Source organism: Pseudoalteromonas sp. 2CM36K, from assembly GCF_023161865.1.
GTDB classification, from domain to species: Bacteria; Pseudomonadota; Gammaproteobacteria; order Enterobacterales; family Alteromonadaceae; genus Pseudoalteromonas; species Pseudoalteromonas tetraodonis.
Map to the genome: position 1 here is coordinate 1 of NZ_JALNTK010000032.1, position 20,959 is coordinate 20,959.

Genomic DNA, 20,959 nt, shown 5'->3' on the forward strand with positions numbered 1-20,959 from the left:
AGCTCAGTTGGGAGAGCATCGCCCTTACAAGGCGAGGGTCACTGGTTCAAGTCCAGTATCACCCACCACATATAAAAATTTATTATATAAATAGTCGCATGTGTAAATTTGTAATATGGGTCGTTAGCTCAGTTGGGAGAGCATCGCCCTTACAAGGCGAGGGTCACTGGTTCAAGTCCAGTACGACCCACCATTCTTTGAATGGTGCATATTACAAAAATCTAAACCTTCTAGTATCATCTTCCATTTTAATATTCATTATCCTCCACTCTTTTAGTTCACGTTCAGTATTAATTGCCATTTAGAAATTCGTTATCAAGCAATTCTTCGGTTTCAAAAAATCAGTATTACCAATCTCATGCCAAAAACCTATCTTCCGAGTTTTATTATCTCCAAAATCATTTTTTTTAACTTACTTTATTACGCGTGCTACCCATTTACTTTAAATGGTTTTTTAGGTCTTTTAAGATAAAAATATAAACCTTTAGAATTAATTTGCTTAATAAACTCTCATCTTCGAAGCGAATCTTTAAATTACCTTGTAAGCGTCTAAACTGTTGATTATAGTCTGTGTTAAATTCAATTACGCTTAAGCCAATGTCTAAAAATATTTTTAATGAAGCAAAAATACTGATTGTAGAAGAGCAGCCACTTGCTCAAAGCTACATGAAACAGTCGCTCGAAAAAATTGGCTTTGGACATATGCGTTTTGCAGATCATGCTCTAGCGGCAAAAGAACAATGCTTACATGAAGAATTTGACTTGGTAATTTGCTCTTTTAATCTAAGCAAACGCCAAGATGGCTACCAGCTTTATGAAGAATTACGCGCTAAAGCATTAATAAAACACTCTACTGGGTTTATTTTTACATCTGCGGAAACTAGCGGAGAGTTAGTTCACAGTGTATTAGAACTTCAACCCGATGACTTTTTAGTAAAACCCTTCTCTGTACAAGAATTAAGAGTGCGCATAGAGCGTATTCTCAAACGTAAAAGCGACTTAAAAGCTATATACACTTTAATTGATGACGATAACCAATCTAAAGCATTAAAACAAATTAATGCCCAACTCGATAAAAGTAATAAATACAGCCCTATTCTGCTTAGATTAAAAGGTAATATTTTACTGGCGCTAAAACAAAACCAAGAAGCGAAAGACTTTTTTAAGTCAGTTTTGAATATTCAAAAATTTGCATGGGCAAAAGTAGGATTGGTAGAAGCCTTAATTGCTAACAATGAGCATATTTTAGCTCAACGCATGCTTAAAACTATGCTTGAACGTAATGAAACACGACTAGTTGCATTAGACTTATTAGGGCGTTTAGAAATAAAACTAAACCAATTTGAGCTAGCCCAAGAGTTTTTAAGCCAAGCGGCACATATTGCTCCACGTAATATAGACCGTCAAAAGTCACTGAACAGCGTATCGCTCATTAACAGAGACTACGAAACCAGCTACTTAACTCAAAAAGATATTGCCACTTTTGCTAAGTACTCTATGCATGATAGCCCAGACATTTATTTAAATGCCGCTCGTGCTGGGATTGATTTTGCACTAACCACAGATCAAAGTGACCAAATAAACAGAATCTCCCGTCAAACAAATAAATATATTAATGAGCTAAAAACACAATTCCCAACCAGTAATGAGCAAACTCAAATCGATGTGCTCAATGCACGCCTTTATTATTTAAAAGATGAACATAAAAAAGCGAAACAGTTGATTGAACAACTTGATGACAGCGATACTCAAATACGTTCAGTCGATGGTGCCCTAGACAAAGCAAAAGCATTACATGAATTAGGTTTTCACCAAAAGGCGCAAGCGCTATTTAGCCAAATTATTGATCATTGCGAACGCCACCCAAGTAGAAGCGATGCTACTTACTTGCGTTATATACAGCAACAGCAAAGTGAAAGACGTGATATTAAAATGGGGCCGAAAGAACTTAACAATCATGCTGTTAAGCAGTTTGAGCGCGGCCAATTAAATGCTGCCTTAGAGGCATTCAGCCAAGCCTTTAGGGTCATGCCACACAATCCAAGTATTGCGCTTAACTTGTTACAATGTTTAGTGGATAAGTCAAAAAAACAGGGTGACTCTTTCAATAGTGTACTGGCTCAAAAGTGCTTTAAACTATTAAAAAAATCCCCCTTAGCTGAAGAGCAATCGGAGCGGTTCGATAAACTACTTCAGATTGCTAAAGAAATAAAACTAGAGATTAGTTAGGGCCTGTTTGGAATTGATGCTACGTTATCGCCTATTTATGGGGGAGTAACCACACCACATAGGCGCTGCCTTGCCTAAATCCCAAACAGACCGCTGTAAATTTAACCTTGAAAGGTCAACAGGCCCTAGAGCTTTTTCATTGCCAGTGCGTTTACACAGTAGCGCAAGCCGGAAGGAAGTGGGCCATCAGGGAAAATATGCCCTAAATGCGCATCACACACATTACAAACAACTTCAACTCGCTCCATGCCATGGCTGTTATCCATTACATACCCTATCGCATTAACCGTTGCAGGTTGGGTAAATGAAGGCCAGCCGGTGCCACTATCAAACTTTTCATCTGCATCAAATAGTAGGTTATCACAACACACACACACGTACTTTCCCGGTTCTAATAGTGTGCAACTACTTGAACTATTTGGTCGCTCTGTGCCTTTTTTACGGGTCACGTAATATTGCTCTTCGTTTAACAGTTCACGCCATTGCTGATCTGTTTTAACTACTTTTTGAACCGGTGTTGGATTGCCATGGTTGGCAAAATTAACAATATCGTTCCATTTCAACATAACAACCTCATTGCGTTATTAATTTGCTTCATACTGAGCCAAAGCATTGGCTGACAGCCTATCATTACGTCTGTGGCTAACACCACGATCAACGCTATTTAAACACTATACGGTGCTTCTCTGTTGCTGTAAGTATACGGCTTATATAAGCGTGTAATTGAGCTTGACTACCAGGAATACTCACGCTTAATTGCCTGTCATTATTACTATGCACTATTAGCTCATCGTCTTTTATCTCTATTGACTCAATATTGCTGATGACTAACCAATGCGGGCCATTCTTTTTATCAAACAACCCGGTTAAACTAAAAACAAACAAATGCTGCGCATCACGCTGAATAAAGTTACGCAGTGGGTTACGCATTTTAAATAACGGCGTTAATCGGTAACAGCACGAACAAAATACCACTATCCACAATAGCAATATCCCTTTAAACCAAATATGTTCGCCTAATGATAAAAAATAGCCAACGCAGATAATAATCAGCCCTATAAAGGCCACCACTTGCGCTATTTTTTTATTAATAGTGTGCATAATCTCTTACTTTTTATCGGTTGCTTTTTCTGTTGGCTCGGGCCAATCACTAAAAAAAACACTTAAATAACGACTTTTTGCCAAATACCACAATACCCACAATACAATCACCATTTGTATGGCTAAAAACAGTGAAAAGCGATAATGACTATGGGCCGCCTGGATACTTAACCACGACAAGTCTATTAGCGCGCAAGCAATAAGCGGCCAACGCATGTATCGCCAAATACGCGCTAACCGTTTCGTAGCTTGATGCGAGTCTCTGGGTCTGCGTAAACAAAACAAAATAGTGGGTGCAATTGCCACGGCACCAATTGCTATGGCAATAAAAAAATCATTTTTTGATTTAAAAAACAATGACATTAGATCAAGTTCAGGACGACGGCTCAGCGCGGCAATCACCCAAATAAAATAGGCCCGCAGTAACACTAAAATACTCAAATGAAACGCTATTGGCGTACGATAGCTGCCATATTTATCCCAGTATTCAGGTCCATAACGGCTCACAACTGGTTTTTCCTATCGGCAATAGTGCCCAAAATAAAAAATGCAGCTAATAATGTGAGCCCCAACCACTTAGTACCAAAAAACAGCAAAGCTTTAGTTAGTAATGGGCTTAACCACACCACTAATAAACCAAACCCAAACGCGGTGATCAACACAAAACATGCCACCCTTATAATAAAGTGACGCCTAGCTACCACGCCTTTGGTGAGCTTTAAAATGTCATCCGCATAAAGCGACACTAAGCACACCATCAAAAGCAATGATAAATGCGGCAAATAGCCTTGTAGCCACTGGCTTAAGTCAATTAACAAGGTATTAAGTATATTTGTAAAACTAGCCATTATGAGTCTCTAACAAAGTAATTAAATCATCCTCTGTCAGTATTTCTATACCGAGTTCTTGCGCTTTAGTTAGCTTAGAGCCGGCTTTTTCGCCCGCCACTAGCGCATCCGTTTTGGCTGAAACACTGCCAGATACCTTAGCACCTAATTGTTGTAGGCGCGCTTTCGCATCATTGCGATTAAGCGTATTAAGCGTCCCAGTTAGCACATAAGTTAAACCCGCTAGCGGCTGTTCTTGCTCTGATGGCGCTGTTAACTGTGGCCAGTTAATGCCTTGCGCTATTAATTCGTTTACCACTGTCAGGTTATGCTCTTCAGTAAAAAAGCCGCGCACGTGCTTTGCCACTATTTCACCTACATCACTTACTTCTATTAGTTGTTCAATGCTGGCATCGATTACTTTTTCAAGCGTTAAAAAGTGATTAGCCAAGTTTTGTGCTGTGGCCTCACCGACCTCACGAATACCCAGTGAATATAAAAACTTTGCTAAGGTAGTCGTTTTGGCATCATCAAGTGCGGCAACTAAGTTTTTTGCTGATTTTGGCCCCATTCGTTCAAGTGACTCAAAGTGTCCCTGCTTTAAAATAAATAAATCAGCCGGGGTTTTGATCAGCTCTCGATCAACCAATTGATCAACAATTTTGTCGCCTAAGCCGTCAATATCTAAAGCCTTACGTGAGGCAAAATGTTTAATCGCTTGTTTACGCTGTGCTTGGCATACTAAGCCGCCTGTACACCGAGCAACCGCTTCACCTTCAACCCGCTCAACGTGCGAGTCACAAATGGGGCACATAGTTGGAAAGACAATCTCTTTTGCATCGCTTGGGCGTTGCTCAAGTACTACTTGGGTAATTTGTGGGATCACATCCCCAGCGCGACGAATAATCACAGTGTCGCCCACTTTAACGCCTAAACGGGCAATTTCATCAGCATTATGCAGCGTTGCATTCGATACCGTAACCCCCCCAACAAATACCGGCTCTAATCGCGCAACAGGAGTAATTGCCCCTGTGCGACCCACTTGAAATTCAACATCTAATAATTGCGTTATTTCTTCTTGCGCCGGAAATTTATAAGCAATAGCCCAACGCGGTGCACGAGCTACAAAGCCTAAGCGCTCTTGTAAGGCTTTTTTATTTACCTTTATTACTACGCCATCTATTTCATATTTTAGCTCGCTACGACGCGTTAAAATGTCATTGTAATAAGCAAGCGCAGCCTTTGGGCCTTCAACTAATTTGGTTTCTGGGCACAGGGGCAATCCCCAATCGGTAAGCTTAGCAAGCTGCTGGTAGTGATCTTCAGGTAAGGTGCCATCGGCAACTAATCCAGTGCTGTAGGCATAAAACATCAGTGGGCGTTTTGCGGTAATTTTTGAATCGAGCTGGCGTAAACTTCCCGCTGCCGCATTACGAGGGTTTACAAAAACTTTATCACCACGTTTTTCTGCTTCGGCATTTAATTTTTCAAAGCCCGCGCTATCCATAAACACTTCACCGCGCACTTCAAGCTCACGCGGGTAATCATCACCGCGAAGCTTTAATGGCACATTGCGAATTGTTTTTACATTTTGGGTAATATTTTCGCCAGTAAAACCATCGCCACGAGTAGCAGCTTGTACTAGTACCCCATCGCGATAAATAATCGATACCGCTAAGCCATCCAGTTTAGGCTCACAGCAAAATGTAAGCTCTTCAGTGCTCATTAAACGCTCTTTAATACGACGATTAAAACCATTAAATTCGTCTTCACCAAAAGCGTTATCAAGCGACAACATAGGCACTTGATGTGCTACTTGCTCAAACTTGGCAAGCGCCGCCCCACCTACTTTTTGAGTAGGTGAATCGGCGGTTAAAAACTCAGGGTGCTGGGTTTCTAATTCGCTCAATGTACGTAACAAGCGATCATATTCGGCATCGGGTATGCTGGGTGTATCAAGCACATAATAACTATAATTGTGTTGCTCAAGCGTGGTACGAAGATGATTAATTTGCTCACTAATGCTGCTTGCCATGTAGACCTCAAAAACATAAAAAAAGCCACTTTGACGAGTGAACGCCCAGTGGCTTACAAAGTTTAACTTATGCGTATATTACGCAGAAAATGCGCGAACCTGCTCAACATATTGACGAATACGCTCTACCGTCATTTCGTTTCGCTCTGCATCTAAAATATCGGCACCAAATTCATCCGCTATTTTTTTAGCGGCGCTGTGCAGCATATTAAACGCAGCAAGGCCATCGCCATCACATGGTAGCGTCATAAATAAGCTCACGCCTGCGGTACTAAACTGTTCCATATTATCAATATCGAATGTACCAGGGTTATACATATTTACCAGTCTAAATAACACCGGCCCTTGGCCTGCAGGGTCTAGGTGGCGATTAAAAAAGCCTTCTTCTGAATACTTAAAACCTAGCGTGTTAACTGCTGGCAGTAATTTACTGCCTTGCATGGTCAATCCTTCTGGCATTTGAATATGCACAATAACAAAGTCTGCAACATCTTTAGGGGCGTCTTGTTGTGTATCTACAGCCTCTTCTGTTACCACTTCAAGGTCATCTTCAATAGCTGTATCAGCTGGGCTTACATCTATTTGTGGCTCATCAGCGCTGAAGTTTAACTCACTCATTTGTGGCTCTTCTCGTTGCGCTAACGTTGGCTCTTGTGGCTCAGTATGCACAGATGAAGGCTGCTGTTCTTGAACAGGTTCAACTCGCTCGCTTGCAGGGAGTTCAGCATTCTCTTTTTTTCTTACTGACCACAAACCGTGTATTAATAAGCCACCAATGACAAACACACTGATCACAATTAAAACCCATCTTAATTCTTCGGCCATCCCCTCACCTTTTATTATTAATATGCCTAACTGCCATCATTTTACCCAAAACAACTAGCAAATGACTATAAAATTATGCATGTGCAAGTTGCACCGCTTGTTCAATATCTACAGCAACCATGCGCGACACGCCGGGCTCTGCCATGGTTACACCCGTTAATCTACCCGCCATTTCCATTGCAATTTTATTATGGCTTATATAAATAAACTGCACAGATTGTGACATTTCTTCAACCAATCGGCAAAAACGAACCACATTGGCATCATCTAATGGGGCATCTACCTCGTCCAGCATACAGAATGGAGCTGGATTGAGCCTGAATATAGAAAACACCAATGATAATGCGCTCAGCGCTTTTTCTCCACCACTTAACAAATGAATTGTCGAATTTTTTTTACCTGGTGGCCTTGCCATTATACTAACACCACTTTCGAGTAAATCGTCACTGGTTAATTCTAAGTAAGCACTGCCGCCGCCAAACACCTTAGGGAAAAGCTGGCCAAAATCGTGATTTACCTGATCAAACGTAGACTTAAAGCGCGTTTTTGTTTCACGATCTATTTTATGAATAGCGCCTTCTAAAGCTGTTAATGCTTGGGTTAAATCGTCCAGCTGATTATTTAAATAATCACTTCTTTGCTTCGCTTGTTCAAATTCATCAATGGCTGCAAGGTTAACGGCTCCTAATTGCTCTAGCTGATTACTTACTCCAGCAAGTTGATTTTGCGCCGCATTTAATGACAACTCTGCAGGAAGCTCTGCTAATACCTGTTTTAAATTTTGATTAAGCTCACTAAGTGGCTCTAGTACCGCTTGCGCTTTAATTAATAAGCTTTGTTCTTCAATACTCAGCTTTTGATGTTGCTCTTGCAGTGCCACCAGCTCAGCTTGTGACGTTTTTAAACTCGCTTGTTTGTTTTGTAATTCTTGTTTTGCTTGAGCTAGCTGTTGTTGTAAATCCGCAAGCATTTGTTCGCCTTGTTGGTGCTGTACTAATAATTGCTCAATACTTAGTGCAAGCTCTTGCTCAGGAATAAGTAACGCTTCAATCTGCTCTATTATCTCTTGCGCACCCTCTTCGGCACTAGTAAACACCTGTACAGCATGGCTAAGTTTAGTTTGACTGAGCTGCCATTCACTTCGTGCTTTTTGCTCATTAAGGTTTGCCTGATGCGCTAGCGTTTTATACTGTTCAGCATTATTTAAAGCTTGTTTATAAAGCTCATCACTATTTGTGCGTGTGCTATCGGCTTGGTTAAGCTCTTCAGCTAAGGCCTGTAATTGCTGTGTAAGCTGTTCATTTTTATCGAGCTCTTCGCTCAATAATTCGCTTAACTGCTGTTGTTGCTCTAGCAGAGGCAGACGCTGTTGTTGTAATTTTGTTAGCTGCTGCAGATGCTGATCAGCTTGCGCTTTGAGCATATCACCACGCGTTGTTGCTACGGCTAACTGTTGTGCTAATTGATGAATAGTGTCTTTGCGCTCATTTTGCTGCTCGGTTATTAATGCAGCCTGCGTTTTATGTTCTTCAAGTGTGGAGTGTGCGTCCGTCAATGCCTGTTGTTGTTGCTCAAGAAAGGTTTCTTGCTGCTTGAGCTTTTTGTGCATTAATAATAAGGAATTTTCTGCATTTTTTTCGCCACTGAGATGCCAATTTCGACCATGTAATGCCCCTTGCTTATCTATAACCGCAATATAACTATTGTCGTTAAGTGCGCTTATATCGCCGGCTTCATCATAAGCAATATGATTTAATAACTCAGGATACACGCCTGAGGTAATAAACGCGGCAATACTGTGCTTAGCTGCAGACTGCGATGCAATTTCCCACGTGCTATTTTCTGCTTTACCTTGTGATATATGAATATGCTCAAGTGATGACAGCGCCTGCTCGACTAAAAACTCATAACCCGACTGAACAGTTAACTGCTTAAATAAGGTTAAACTTTCATCGCTGCTTTTTTCAAGCCCAAGAGTAGTTTGTAGCCCCGCTATGCCGGCTTTTAATTCATTTACTTGCTGAAATAAATGCTGCCAATCTTGCTGTGCATCATCTAGCTGTTGCTGCTGAGTAGTTTGCGCAGTTTGGCCTTTACTGTGAGCCGTTTGCGCTTTCGCTAGCTGCTCAGTCAGGGCCTGTCTGTGCTGTTGTTGCTGAGTTAATAGCTGCTCTATCTCACTGTGTTTTAACTCATCTATTTGCTCATCAAGCTGCGTTAGTTGTTGCTTAACATAACTGATTTTTTGTTCTGTGTGTTTTACTGCGTTGGTATGCGCTAAATGCTGATTATGCAATTGTTGATAATCTTCTTTTAGCGATTGCCAGTGTGATGTGTCGGCATTTTTAATCTCCAGCAGCCGATTAACCTCATCGCTAAGCTCTATAACCTGCTCGCTACACATTAAGTTATGCTCTACAGCCTGTTGTAAGCTGTCATCTAACTCTTGGCAGAGACTTTGTTGCTGCGTTTTGACTTCTTCACTTTGGTTTTTTTGTTGCTCTAACTTGGCTAAATTTTGTTTCAGTGACAGCGTTTGTTGTTTAATGCTAATTTGCTGCTGTTCGCTGCGAGTCAATTCTGTATGTGTATGGTGCTGCTGTTGCTGTGCATCATTAAGTTTATCTTGCTGAACTTGTACTTGAGCTTCAAGACTTGCCAGCACATCATCATGGCCTGAATGCGCCGTTTTAAAAAAGCTGATTTGTTCATCCAGTTTTTTTATTTGTGCGCTTTTATCAACTTGTTGCTGATGCAGCTTTTGCCATTTTAATACCGCTATTTGCCCCTTTAAGGTGCGTTCTTGGGTTTTAAATTCGCGATATTTCTTAGCATCAACCGATTGTACCGCCAGTTTGTCAAGCTGGTTTTGTAGCTCTTGGCGAACATCGAGGAGTCGCTCTAGGTTTTCTCGGGTGCTTTTTATGCGTGTTTGTGTTTCTCGGCGGCGCTCTTTGTATTTAGAGACCCCTGCGGCTTCTTCTAAAAAAATACGTAGCTCTTGCGGTTTGCTCTCAATTAAACGCGAGATCATCCCTTGTTCTATAATGGCGTAACTACGCGGCCCAAGCCCCGTGCCTAAAAATATATCGGTAATATCACGTTTGCGGCATTTGCTACCATTTAAAAAGTACAGCGATTGGCCATCGCGAGTCACCAAACGCTTTATAGCCACTTGGCTACGATCAGCAAAGGTATTGGGTAATTTACCTTGGGTATTATCAAATATGAGTTCAACAGAGGCTTGCGAAATGGGCTTGCGGTTAGTGGAGCCATTAAAAATGACATCAGTCATGGCATCGCCACGTAAATTTTTAGCTGAGCTTTCACCAAGCACCCATCGCACCGCATCAATGACGTTTGATTTGCCACAGCCATTAGGGCCGACAACACACGTCATTTGATCTGGAAATGGAATTTTAGTGGGCTCTACAAACGATTTAAAGCCCGCTAATTTTATAGTGCTTAAGCGCATCTGGTTGTTTTACCAATTTTTATTATTAGGGTCTGTTGACCTTTTAAGATTAAATTTGCAGCAGTCTGTTTGGTATTTAGGCAAGGCAGCGCCTATGTGGTGTGGTTATTCCCCATAAATAGGCGATAACGCAGCATCAATGCCAAACAGGCGCTGCCCGAAGGGTTCTTCCTAGGGGCGATTTACTCTTTGTTACTCGGTTTTGACTTAGCCCACTAGGTTACAAACCTCGCGCCGCGATTAAACCGCCCCTAGTTTGAACAAATTATAATCCACAAAGGTTAACAGACCCAAGTTGTTACAATTTAACCTATTTTTAGGCAAAAGGTTAAGCTTGGCGTTTAAAGTTATCTAAAATAATGCCCGTTGCCATTGCCACGTTAAGCGATTCAGCACCGCCAAAAGCGGGAATAGTAATTTTATTACTCACAAGCGCGGCACACTGCTGGCGTATGCCATGTGACTCGCTGCCCATTAATAACACCCCTTTTCCATCAAACTGGCAATGATGGACATTCTCGCCCTCTAAAAATGCACCATAAATAGGCACATCCAAAGATGTTAAATAGCTAGGTAAATCAACTTGGCTTACCGATACACGAACAAATGACCCCATAGTGGCGCTAATTGTTTTTGGATTATACGGATCGGCACTGTCGGTGCTGGCAACAATGTGTTTTATACCGTACCAATCAGCCACGCGAATGATGGTACCTAAATTACCCGGATCAGATACCCCATCTAAGGCTAATATTAAACTGTTTTCATCGGGTAATGTGGTGCTTGGCATATCAACAATGGCAATAGCCGCATTATTACTGACCAAAGTACTTACCTTTGTTAACTGCTCTTCATCAGCTGTAATAAAATGCGTTTGAGGGTATGCGCTTTGGTTATTATCAATAAAACTTTGCGTTGCAAATACATCGGTTACTTTTAATGGGCTATTTAATAACTCCAGTACATTTTTTTCGCCTTGTACGAGGTATTGATTAAATTGCTTGCGATACTTTTTTTGGCCAAGCTGGCGAATAAGTTTAAGTTGGTTTTTTGAAATCATGACAGCCCCGTTAAATTATCTGCACAGTATACCAGAGGTGACTTAAAGTGCAGCCCTATAAACATTAAAAGCAATAAAATTAGCCTACTTACAATAAGCTAGCTAATCATAAAGATTGTTTTTATTCTCTAAAAAGGGTAAGTTTACAAAAATTACAAGGACTTTTTTTAATGGAATCAATACACCCAACTTCAAATGAAACAAATCCCCCTACACCACTCACTGCCTCTCCCATTTTTAGTGGTATAGTAAATTTTAGCGGCAAAAGCGGCGAATTTCTTGGCATATGGAGTGTCAATATACTGCTAAGTATTATTACTTTAGGAATTTATTCTGCATGAGCAAAAGTACGCACCTACCGTTATTTTTACGGTCATACGCGTATCGACGGCCTTAGCTTTGACTATCTAGCTACGCCTATACAAATTCTAAAAGGCCGCATTTTAGCGGTCATTGTATTTTTAATTTACACCCTGCTTAGCAGCCTCGCACCGACGATAGGCCTTTTATTTGCTATTGGCTTTTTATTTTTATTGCCGTGGATCATCAACCAAGGTCTGCGTTTTAATATGCGAATGACTCGCCATCGTAATGTACGCTTTGCCTTAGAGCCATCTCAACTTGCTGCTAAAAGCAAACAGAAATTCAGCAGCTAATGCGTTTGCTCTTCCAAATGGTCGGGTTGTTGTAACTGACGAACTTGTTGAGCTATTAAAAAATGATCCTGATGCCCTGCGTGCTGTTTTACTTCATGAAATTGGTCATGTTCAGCACCATCACAGCATTCGCCTTGCAGCACAAGCTGCAGCGAGCACCGTTGTATTTGCAGTTATTTTTGGTGACTTAGATGGTATATTAGAAGTCGTGCTTGGCTCTGGTTCATCTTTTTTACAACAAGCGTTTTCGCGAGATATGGAACAAGAAGCCGATGAATATGCTATTACAAACCTTTTAAAATTAGGCTATTCTAACCACGACTTTGCTGATGCAATTGAAGCACTGGAAAATAATTTAAAAGCACAAGAGGCGACCCTTGATGATACTTGGTTAAAGTATTTATCAACGCACCCAAGTTCTCAAGAACGAATAGAATATGCGAGGTAATATAAACCATAATGACCCCTGAACTGAGTTTATTGTTATTAGTTATCATTATGATAACGCTTGGCTACGGATTTATTTATCCGCGCTTTGCAGGCAGCAGCTTTAAAAAAGTATCGGTACAAGATTTATTTGCAACAGGCATTACGCTATTAATTGCATCTAGCCTTTATTACAACTCGGGCGTGCAATTTAGCTGGTTAATATTTGAAGTTAATTGGTTTTGGTATACTTTTTTAACTTACGTCATAATCGAAATTCCGGTATTTTTTATTTATGCTAAAAAACACGATATGCAGTTTTAATCGTACTTTTATTTTTATACAAAAAAAGCGCCAAATTGGCGCTTTTTAAACTAGATTAACACAAATTAATATTTATGCTTAAGTGCCCACAAATGTAGCAATTCACTGGCAATTGTTGCTGCAGCAATGGCGGTAAGCTCACTTTGGTCATAAGACGGGGATACTTCAACCACATCCATCCCCACCATATTAATGCCTTTGAGTGCGCGTAAGGTTTTAAGTACCTTATCAGAAGTTAAACCACCACACACTGGTGTGCCCGTACCTGGTGCAAAAGCCGGATCGAGACAATCTATATCAAAGGTTAAGTAAACCGGTAAATCACCCACTCGCTCAATAATCTGAGCTGCAATATCATTTGCATGCAGATCATTGGCTTGCATGGCATCAATCACTGCAAACTCATGCTTACTTTGATCAAAGTCGGTACGAATACCTAACTGAATACTGTGATTAACATCAATCAACCCTTCCATTGGCGCATGATAAAACATGGTACCGTGATCAAAACGCGAACCGTTACTGTAAGTATCGGTATGTGCATCGAAATGAACTAACGCCATTTTGCCATGAATTTTTGCATGTGCGCGCAATAGCGGTAAGGTTACAAAATGATCGCCGCCCAAGCCTAATAATGTTTTACCTTGGCGAAGTATTTGCTCTGCCGCCATTTCTAGTTGCGCGGTAAAATATTCCGGGTCACCTACCGGATAGGTAAAATCGCCAGCATCCGCCACGGTCAAGCGCTCAAACAACGGAAATGTCCACGGATATTTAGTATCTTCCCATGCTAAATGTACCGACGCTCTGCGAATAGCATCTGGCCCTAATCGAGCACCTGGGCGCCCTGAAGTGGCTAAATCAAACGGTAAACCCAGTACCACTACATCGGCTTCAATCGCATTAATGTTTTGTACCATAGGACGACGTAAAAACGTCATCCCGTTTGAGTACAATGAGTGGTCAACACAACCAAACAAGCTAGACATTGCTTATAACTCTTCTAAATAAGTGTAGCCGTCAAGGCCGCTTTGCAATTCGTCGAGGACGCTTTGCTGTTCATCTGGTGCAATTTTTGCAGTCACTAACTGCGCATATGACTGCTGAAAACCTTCAACATCTAAATGTACATAACGCATCATATCAGCCACAGTATCACCATGATTAATTTCTGTAATGCTGGCAACACCTTGCTCATCCATATTGACAATAGCACTGTGCGTATCACCAAATAAGTTATGCATATCACCTAAAATTTCTTGATAGGCACCTACTAAGAAAAATCCCATTAAATAAGGTTTATCTGCTGTAAACTCAGGTACTGGCAACGTACTTTCAATACCTTGACCATCTACATAATGCTCTAATGCGCCATCGGAGTCACAGGTGATATCTAGTAACACAGCCCGTTTTTGTGGAGCTTGCGTTAAACCACTTAATGGCAATACCGGAAACACTTGGTCAATACCCCACGCGTCAGGCAATGACTGAAACAATGAGAAATTGACAAAAAACTTGTCCGCTAAACGCGCATTCAGATCATCTATAATCGGTCGATGAAAACGGTTTTTGTTATCCATTAATTTATTAAGTTCATAACACACGCGTAAGTTTATTTGCTCTGCCCATGCACGCTGAGTTAAATCTAATAATCCCATCGCAAACTGACTATGCGCTTCAGCTAAATCACCTTGGCAGTCGTGAAAAATCTCAATTAATGCACGGTCATCAGTAAGCACATGTAATTGTTGCCATGAAATCCACATATTTTTAAGTAACTGCGGCGCATCATCAGCTGGCGCTTCTATTTCTTCCGGTGTATACGTTTCGGTGCCAATTACATTGGAAATTAGTACCGCGTGATGCGCTGTTAATGCTCTTCCCGACTCTGAAATAATGGTAGGAAAAGGCTGCTCATACTGCTTACAAATATCACCGATGGTGTAGACAATATTATTTGCGTATTCAGCTAAACTGTAGTTCATTGAGTTGTGTGATTGACTGCGTGTGCCGTCGTAATCAACCGCTAAACCGCCCCCTACATCAAGGCACTCTATGTGTGCACCCAACTTGCGTAGTTCACAATAAAAACGTGCAGCTTCACTTACACCTAAGCGTACATCACGAATATTGGCCATTTGCGACCCTAAGTGAAAATGCACAAGCTGTACTAAATCAAGCTGATTTGTTTCTTTTAAGCGGTTTACTACATACAGCACTTGTGAAGCAGACAACCCAAACTTCGATTTTTCTCCGCCACTTGCTTGCCATTTACCTTTGCCTTGCGAGGCTAAACGCACACGAATACCAATACGCGGTTTTACGTTAAGTTCTTTGGCTTGGCTAAGCACCATATCCAGCTCAGACAATTTCTCAAGTACGATATACACTTTATGACCCAGCTTCTCGCCAATCAGCGCTAAGCGCACATATTCTTTATCTTTGTAGCCATTACATACAATCACCGCACTGGTTTTTTCTGCCAGTGCTAATACAGTTAATAACTCTGGCTTGCTACCGGCCTCTAAACCTAGCTGTTTTTTTTCTACTTGCGCTTGGCTGGCAACAATTTCTTCAACGACTTCGCGCTGTTGATTTACTTTAATTGGATAAACTAATAAATAGTCTTTTGGGTAACCATAGCTTTCTATAGCAGTATTAAATGCACCACATAAGCTATGCACGCGATGATGTAAAATTTGTGGAAAACGAACAAGTGCTGGCAAGCTTAAACCTTTGTCTTCAAGCTGCTTAGCAATGTCTGTTAATGCAATGGTTTGCTGTGGGGCATCAGCCTTGGGCGCAACATACACATCACCTTGATCATTAATACCAAAAAAACCTTGGCTCCAATGACGAACGTTGTAGCTCGTACGAGCTTGTTCAAGTGATGTTGTCTCTTTCATTTATCTTTCTCTTTTATTTATGAATGCCAAACCGGCTAGTTGCCGCGCATTAAAAGAAAAATAGTGATTCATGTCCAACAAGTATTTCTACTCGTAACGAGTTAGGATTGAAATTAATAAATAAAAGCTTCAAACAAAGCAATATTAGCTGAGCGCAAGCTCCATAAATAAGCTATTCGGGTTTTCTGTGTATTCACCAAAAGGGGCACATTGCACAAACCCTAAATTCTCATAAAGGTGGATTGATTGTATTTGCTTTGGTCCTGTTTCTAGTTTTATGATTGGGATTTCTTCTTCGCCTGCATAGTGCAATAAAATTTGCATAATACGCCGCGATAAGCCTTTTCCGCGATAGCTAGGTTTTACGTAAAGCCGTCTAATTTCGCCATACCAGCTACCATCAAATTGCTTTACTATTGCGCCACAGGCAACTATTCCGTCTTGATTTTTTAAACCTACAGCGTAAACGCCCGGTAAACCAAGCTCATTAACTGTAAGCGCTTGTGAAGTTGCTACAGGATATAATGAGCTAATAAGTCGATCTATATCTGCAAATACGTTGATCACATCCTGATCACAAGGGTCTAAGTCGACTAACTGCATGGTTTATCTCAAGGTTATGCTTAAATATATCTAAACTATACCGTATCGATAGGAATGAACAACCTACTTAGGCTAAGTTATTTTTAGTGGGTTAGTTTATTGCTAGGATAATAAATAGCTCAATAACAAGGTGAGAATATGATGTACCCAGAAAAAGAGCGCTTATTAGCGCTCTTTATCAATTATTAAAGTCCTTGTTCGTCTGCCATTTTCTTAACTATTTGTGGTGCCGTCCACAGTGACGGTAGTAACACAAACGAAACTGGCACCGCAGTGACCACAATAAACGACTGCAAGGCTGAAATTCCGCCCTCGCCTATAGAGATGAGTAATGCAGCCATTACCCCCATCATAATCCCCCAAAACACACGAATTGATGTTTGCGGATGATCGGTACCTGTCATCACCATAGACACCGAGTACGTCATTGAGTCACCGGTTGTTGCCACAAAAATGGTGGTCAGCACTAAAAATAATACAGACACAATAAACCCCATGGGTAACTGCTCAGTAATGGCTAACAATGCCGCTGGTAAATTAAGCCCAGCAAAAGGTTCTGATATAACGCCGGGGTTATTTAACTCAAAAAAGATGCCTGAGCCACCCACAATAGTAAACCAAAAGCAGGTGATCACTGGCGCAACCACAGAGATGAGTAAAATCATTTCACGAATAGTACGTCCACGGGATATACGTGCAACAAACATCGCCATTAAAGGGCCATAACCTAAAAACCAGCCCCAAAAAAACACAGTCCACCAGTCTAACCATGGTTTATCGGCACGAAACGTAGCCATAGGTATAAAGTTATCTAAGTACAAGCCAAAGGAATGAATGTAGCTATCAATAATAAACGCAGTGGGCCCCATTAATAATATAAACAACATCAGCACCACAGCTAATACCACATTAAAACGGCTTAGTAGCTGAATACCTTTGGTAACGCCACTTACCGCTGAAAGTGTGTAAATGCCAATTAAACTAAATAAAATAATTACTTGTGTGGTGTAGGTGTCAGGAATGGCAAACAATTTATCTAGGCCAAAACTCACTTGTAAGCCTAAAAAACCAATAGGACCCACAGTGCCAGCAACCACAGCGAGTACACAACATGCATCAACAATAGTACCAAGCGCCCCTTTCATTGCGCGATCGCCAAATACGGGGTAAAGCAAAGTACGAGGTTTAAGCGGTAAGCCTTTTTCGTAATGAAGATGCATATAAACAATGCCGGTCAAACTACCTAAAATAGCCCAAGCTAAAAACCCCCAGTGCATAAAGCTTTGTGCAAGGGCGTTATAAGCGGCATCGTTAGTGCCTGTTTCACCACCAAATAGCGGTGGCGGAGAAATAAAATGTGCCATTGGCTCTGCTGCGGCCCAAAATACGCCGCCACCAGCAAGCAAAGTGCACATAATTATACTGATCCATTTGAAGGTAGATATTTCAGGGGTTTTTAAACCGCCGAGCACCACTGAACCGGTGCGGCCTACGGCCAAAAATATACCTATCACAAAGGTTAATAACAGCAGAACTTGCCAAAAGGCGCCAAAGATTTTAGTGGAAAAGGCAAAGGCAGAGTTTATCCAATCCGACATCAGTTTTATGTCGTACAGTGCCAGCGCGGCAAATAAAACTAATATACCGCCACTGATTAAAAATACGGGTATATCAACCCCATCCAGAAACTTAACTCGGGAAGAATGTGTTTCACCCGACTTTAAAGTTGCTTTAGTGGTATTCATTTATCGCTCCTAATGGTTCTTTAAAGTTACCGACATAGCGACATACCATGACATCACACTAAACCCTAGTTTCAACAAACGACAAAGCAACTCAAAAGCGAGTTTTAAGTACTTGTTATGTTCACGTTTAGGTAATGTCACAACAAGTAGACTTATTGCCAATTCCTGACTAGTTTAACGCGTTAAAAACGCTAAACCAATGCCTCAGGAATGATTTGTGTAGTAGTTACACAATAATAAAAAATAAATTACATCACGGTATCAAACAAACAAAAAATATACATTTTTGCTTTAGCAAAAGCGCGGTACGTTATTAAACGTTGCTGCGCAGTGGGTACGCAAACAACGCGGCTTATAGATTAGGGCAACTAAACCTGTCGCCTCAGTTAGTGATAAATACAGAGTTATTAATGCTGTTTATGCCATGTTAAATAGTTGCTGTGGGTTAATGGTTTTGCAAATAAATAACCTTGCACTGCATTCACGCCCATCGACTTTAATATTCTTAGTTGCTCAGCACTTTCGACCCCTTCGGCTACAATGTTAATATTTAAGCTATGACCTAAGCCAATAATAGATTGCACAATACTTTGACCCGATGCGCTATTGAGCACTTTATCAATAAAGCTTTTATCAATTTTTAACTCATCAATAGGAAACACGCTTAAATGTTTTAAACACGAGTAGCCCGTACCAAAGTCATCAATTGAAAACACAAATCCATGCGATTTTAATTCTTCCATTTGCTTTACGGTCCCCATCAAGTCACCCGCTAACACTGATTCAGTGATCTCTAATTTAATTCGAGTTGGCGAGACGTCAAACGCTTCAATTGCTTTAAATAGCTCACCTTTTAAAGTGGAAGAATTAAACTGACACTGGCTAATGTTAATTGATACGCTAAAACTGTCATCGAGTAAGTTATTATCTCGAAGTGTTTCAAGTAAAATACAAATATCTCTTAATACAATATTTTGTAACTTTTGAATTAAGCCAAATTGCTCGGCAATTGGAATAAATGCATTAGGGGGGATAAGTCCTTTAGTTGGATGATTCCATCTTATTAATGCCTCAGCACCCACAAGGGTTCCATCAATTGCTAATTGTGGCTGAAAATAAGCACAAAACTCATCGCACGCGATAGCCCTGACAATGTCAGTTTCAAGCTCAGTTTGATTTTCCAGTAAGGTTTGCAGTGCGGGGTCGTAAAAGCTACTACTATTACCACCCTTCATTTTAGAGCGATACATTGCGGTATCTGCAAATTTTAAAATATTAGCGGTTATGGCATTGCTCGTGTTAATCAAACAAATACCAATACTACAACTGACCTGAAACGCTAAATCGCCCACTTCAAATTTTTCATAAAAGACACTTTGTACTTTTTTAGCAATCAACTCAGATTCACTATTAGCTTGCATGTGGCTATCACCGACATGCTCGATAAGAATAATAAATTCATCACCACCGACTCGTGCGAGGGTATCTGCCGGGTTCAAAATAGCTGTTAATCGTTGTGATAACTCAACCAGTATTTCATCGCCTGCATTATGCCCTAGTGAGTCATTTATGCGTTTAAAATTATCTAAATCTAAAAATAAGAGTGCGCCCGTGTGATCAGACTGCTTAATTCGCTCCACATACATACTGAGCCTATCATTGAGCATTCTGCGATTAGGAAGGTTTGTAAGCGGATCAAAAAATGCTAACCGTTGTACTTCTTCTTCGGCAGCTTTGCGATTAGAGATATCTCTGGCCATCCACACCACATGTCTCAGTGACGGGTTATTAGGCTGGTAACTTTCAAGAGGAGCTGTTCGCCCTTCAAATGTAAGCTGCTTATCTTTTATATTGAGCTGATATTCAAACACTTGAACTTCATTAGTTTGCAGCGTTTTGGCAATTACCTCCATAATAGGATTTGCATCTTCCGGAGGCATAATATCTCTGACATTACGATTAATCACATGCTCTTGGCTTAAATATAAACTTTCATTAGCTGTGCCGTAAACATTGGTATACTCCCCCTCTTCACTCAAAATAAGAGTTAGATCGGGAAGCACTTTTGTAAAGGCTTTACACTTTTCATTACTTTGCTGTAATTCAAAAAGCAACGCGTTTAATCTTAGTGACTCTGTGTGCTTTTCTAAAGCAATACTGGTGAAATCAACAAAAAAGTCTATTAACTCTAAATCTTGTGGTGTCGGTGACTTGGCACTGTCATGATAAATTGCAAAAGTGCCTAATATGTCTGATTTTGTTGAAATAATAGGGGTAGACCAACATGACCTTAAACCATAACTTAACGCCATTGCTCTATAATCATCCCATAATGGCGATGTTGTAATATCTGCGGCAATAATGCGTTTTTTTTCATAGGCTGCAGTACCGCATGAACCGACAGTTGGCCCTATTTTCACGCCATTAATTGCTTGGCAGTAACCCTGTGCAATATTAGGCGCCGCACTATGAAATAGCTGTTCTCCTTTGAGCGTTAATATAGAGCACTTTGCAGAGGAGTCTTCAATAAGCTCCTCAATAGATAAACAAATATTTTCCAATACCTCATCAAGTGGCGCACCGAGTGCTATTTTCGATAATATACTTTGTTGCTGAGAAAGCAGCTTTCTGACTCTCATTATTTCAATCAAATTATATTCCTCAACAATCACTAACGCTAAATGCGTCGCTCAATTTTAGGGCCTGTTTATAATAGTCTTTTGACTATACATAATATTGAAATCAGC

Annotated in this window: 15 protein-coding genes, 1 tRNA gene and 2 pseudogenes; 5 read left to right on the forward strand and 13 right to left on the reverse strand. The window is 40.7% G+C overall.

Annotated elements, in window-relative coordinates:
* Positions 1–117: 117 nt before the first annotated feature.
* Both MTN97_RS16655 and MTN97_RS16660 read left to right on the forward strand, forming a co-directional pair.
* A tRNA-Val gene (locus MTN97_RS16655) sits at positions 118–193 on the forward strand.
* Positions 194–597: 404 nt separating this feature from the next.
* Positions 598–2,229: a response regulator gene (locus tag MTN97_RS16660; protein WP_248474924.1), complete on the forward strand. Its 1,632-nt coding sequence runs from the start codon at positions 598–600 to the stop codon at positions 2,227–2,229.
* 125 nt (positions 2,230–2,354) lie between these two features.
* Here MTN97_RS16660 and msrB read toward each other — a convergent pair whose 3' ends face one another.
* The 8 genes from msrB to MTN97_RS16700 form a co-directional block, all read right to left on the reverse strand.
* Positions 2,355–2,795, reverse strand: a complete 441-nt coding sequence (gene msrB, locus MTN97_RS16665; protein ID WP_069439981.1) for a peptide-methionine (R)-S-oxide reductase MsrB — start codon at positions 2,793–2,795, stop codon at positions 2,355–2,357.
* Positions 2,796–2,889: 94 nt separating this feature from the next.
* On the reverse strand, positions 2,890–3,330 hold the full coding sequence (locus tag MTN97_RS16670; protein ID WP_214553020.1) for a hypothetical protein: 441 nt from the start codon (positions 3,328–3,330) through the stop codon (positions 2,890–2,892).
* Between the two features lie 6 nt (positions 3,331–3,336).
* Positions 3,337–3,837: a DUF2919 domain-containing protein gene (locus MTN97_RS16675; RefSeq protein ID WP_069439979.1), complete on the reverse strand. Its 501-nt coding sequence runs from the start codon at positions 3,835–3,837 to the stop codon at positions 3,337–3,339.
* Positions 3,834–4,178, reverse strand: a complete 345-nt coding sequence (locus tag MTN97_RS16680; protein ID WP_069439978.1) for a DUF3392 family protein — start codon at positions 4,176–4,178, stop codon at positions 3,834–3,836. Before MTN97_RS16680 ends, MTN97_RS16675 begins: the two co-directional genes overlap by 4 nt.
* Entirely contained in the window at positions 4,171–6,192 is a 2,022-nt protein-coding gene (gene ligA, locus MTN97_RS16685) for an NAD-dependent DNA ligase LigA (RefSeq protein WP_036982113.1), read from the reverse strand. The genes MTN97_RS16680 and ligA overlap by 8 nt, the downstream gene beginning before the upstream one ends.
* Positions 6,193–6,270: 78 nt before the next feature.
* Positions 6,271–7,017, reverse strand: a complete 747-nt coding sequence (zipA, locus tag MTN97_RS16690) for a cell division protein ZipA (protein ID WP_069439976.1) — start codon at positions 7,015–7,017, stop codon at positions 6,271–6,273.
* Positions 7,018–7,090: 73 nt separating this feature from the next.
* On the reverse strand, positions 7,091–10,492 hold the full coding sequence (locus MTN97_RS16695) for a chromosome segregation SMC family protein (RefSeq protein WP_248474925.1): 3,402 nt from the start codon (positions 10,490–10,492) through the stop codon (positions 7,091–7,093).
* 328 nt (positions 10,493–10,820) lie between these two features.
* Complete coding sequence (locus tag MTN97_RS16700) at positions 10,821–11,552, reverse strand: TrmH family RNA methyltransferase (protein WP_248474926.1); 732 nt, start codon at positions 11,550–11,552, stop codon at positions 10,821–10,823.
* Between the two features lie 170 nt (positions 11,553–11,722).
* Between MTN97_RS16700 and MTN97_RS16705 the strand changes: the two are divergent.
* The 3 genes and pseudogenes from MTN97_RS16705 to MTN97_RS16715 all read left to right on the forward strand — a co-directional run.
* Positions 11,723–12,163: pseudogene (locus MTN97_RS16705) on the forward strand (DUF898 family protein); the annotation flags it as partial.
* Between the two features lie 37 nt (positions 12,164–12,200).
* Positions 12,201–12,656 (forward strand): annotated as a pseudogene (locus MTN97_RS16710) (M48 family metallopeptidase); the annotation flags it as partial.
* A gap of 11 nt (positions 12,657–12,667) precedes the next feature.
* On the forward strand, positions 12,668–12,958 hold the full coding sequence (locus tag MTN97_RS16715) for a hypothetical protein (RefSeq protein ID WP_248474928.1): 291 nt from the start codon (positions 12,668–12,670) through the stop codon (positions 12,956–12,958).
* Positions 12,959–13,023: 65 nt separating this feature from the next.
* On the opposite strand, the gene speB is transcribed toward MTN97_RS16715, so the two are convergent.
* The 5 genes from speB to MTN97_RS16740 form a co-directional block, all read right to left on the reverse strand.
* Entirely contained in the window at positions 13,024–13,947 is a 924-nt protein-coding gene (gene speB / locus MTN97_RS16720; protein WP_248474929.1) for an agmatinase, read from the reverse strand.
* A gap of 3 nt (positions 13,948–13,950) precedes the next feature.
* Positions 13,951–15,864: a biosynthetic arginine decarboxylase gene (speA, locus tag MTN97_RS16725; protein ID WP_248474930.1), complete on the reverse strand. Its 1,914-nt coding sequence runs from the start codon at positions 15,862–15,864 to the stop codon at positions 13,951–13,953.
* A gap of 144 nt (positions 15,865–16,008) precedes the next feature.
* Positions 16,009–16,467, reverse strand: coding sequence for a GNAT family N-acetyltransferase (locus tag MTN97_RS16730; RefSeq protein WP_008467955.1), 459 nt, complete (start codon positions 16,465–16,467; stop codon positions 16,009–16,011).
* 185 nt (positions 16,468–16,652) lie between these two features.
* Positions 16,653–18,212, reverse strand: a complete 1,560-nt coding sequence (locus tag MTN97_RS16735) for a BCCT family transporter (RefSeq protein ID WP_069439970.1) — start codon at positions 18,210–18,212, stop codon at positions 16,653–16,655.
* A gap of 407 nt (positions 18,213–18,619) precedes the next feature.
* Positions 18,620–20,863, reverse strand: coding sequence for an EAL domain-containing protein (locus MTN97_RS16740; protein ID WP_248474931.1), 2,244 nt, complete (start codon positions 20,861–20,863; stop codon positions 18,620–18,622).
* Between the last annotated feature and the right edge of the window lie 96 nt (positions 20,864–20,959).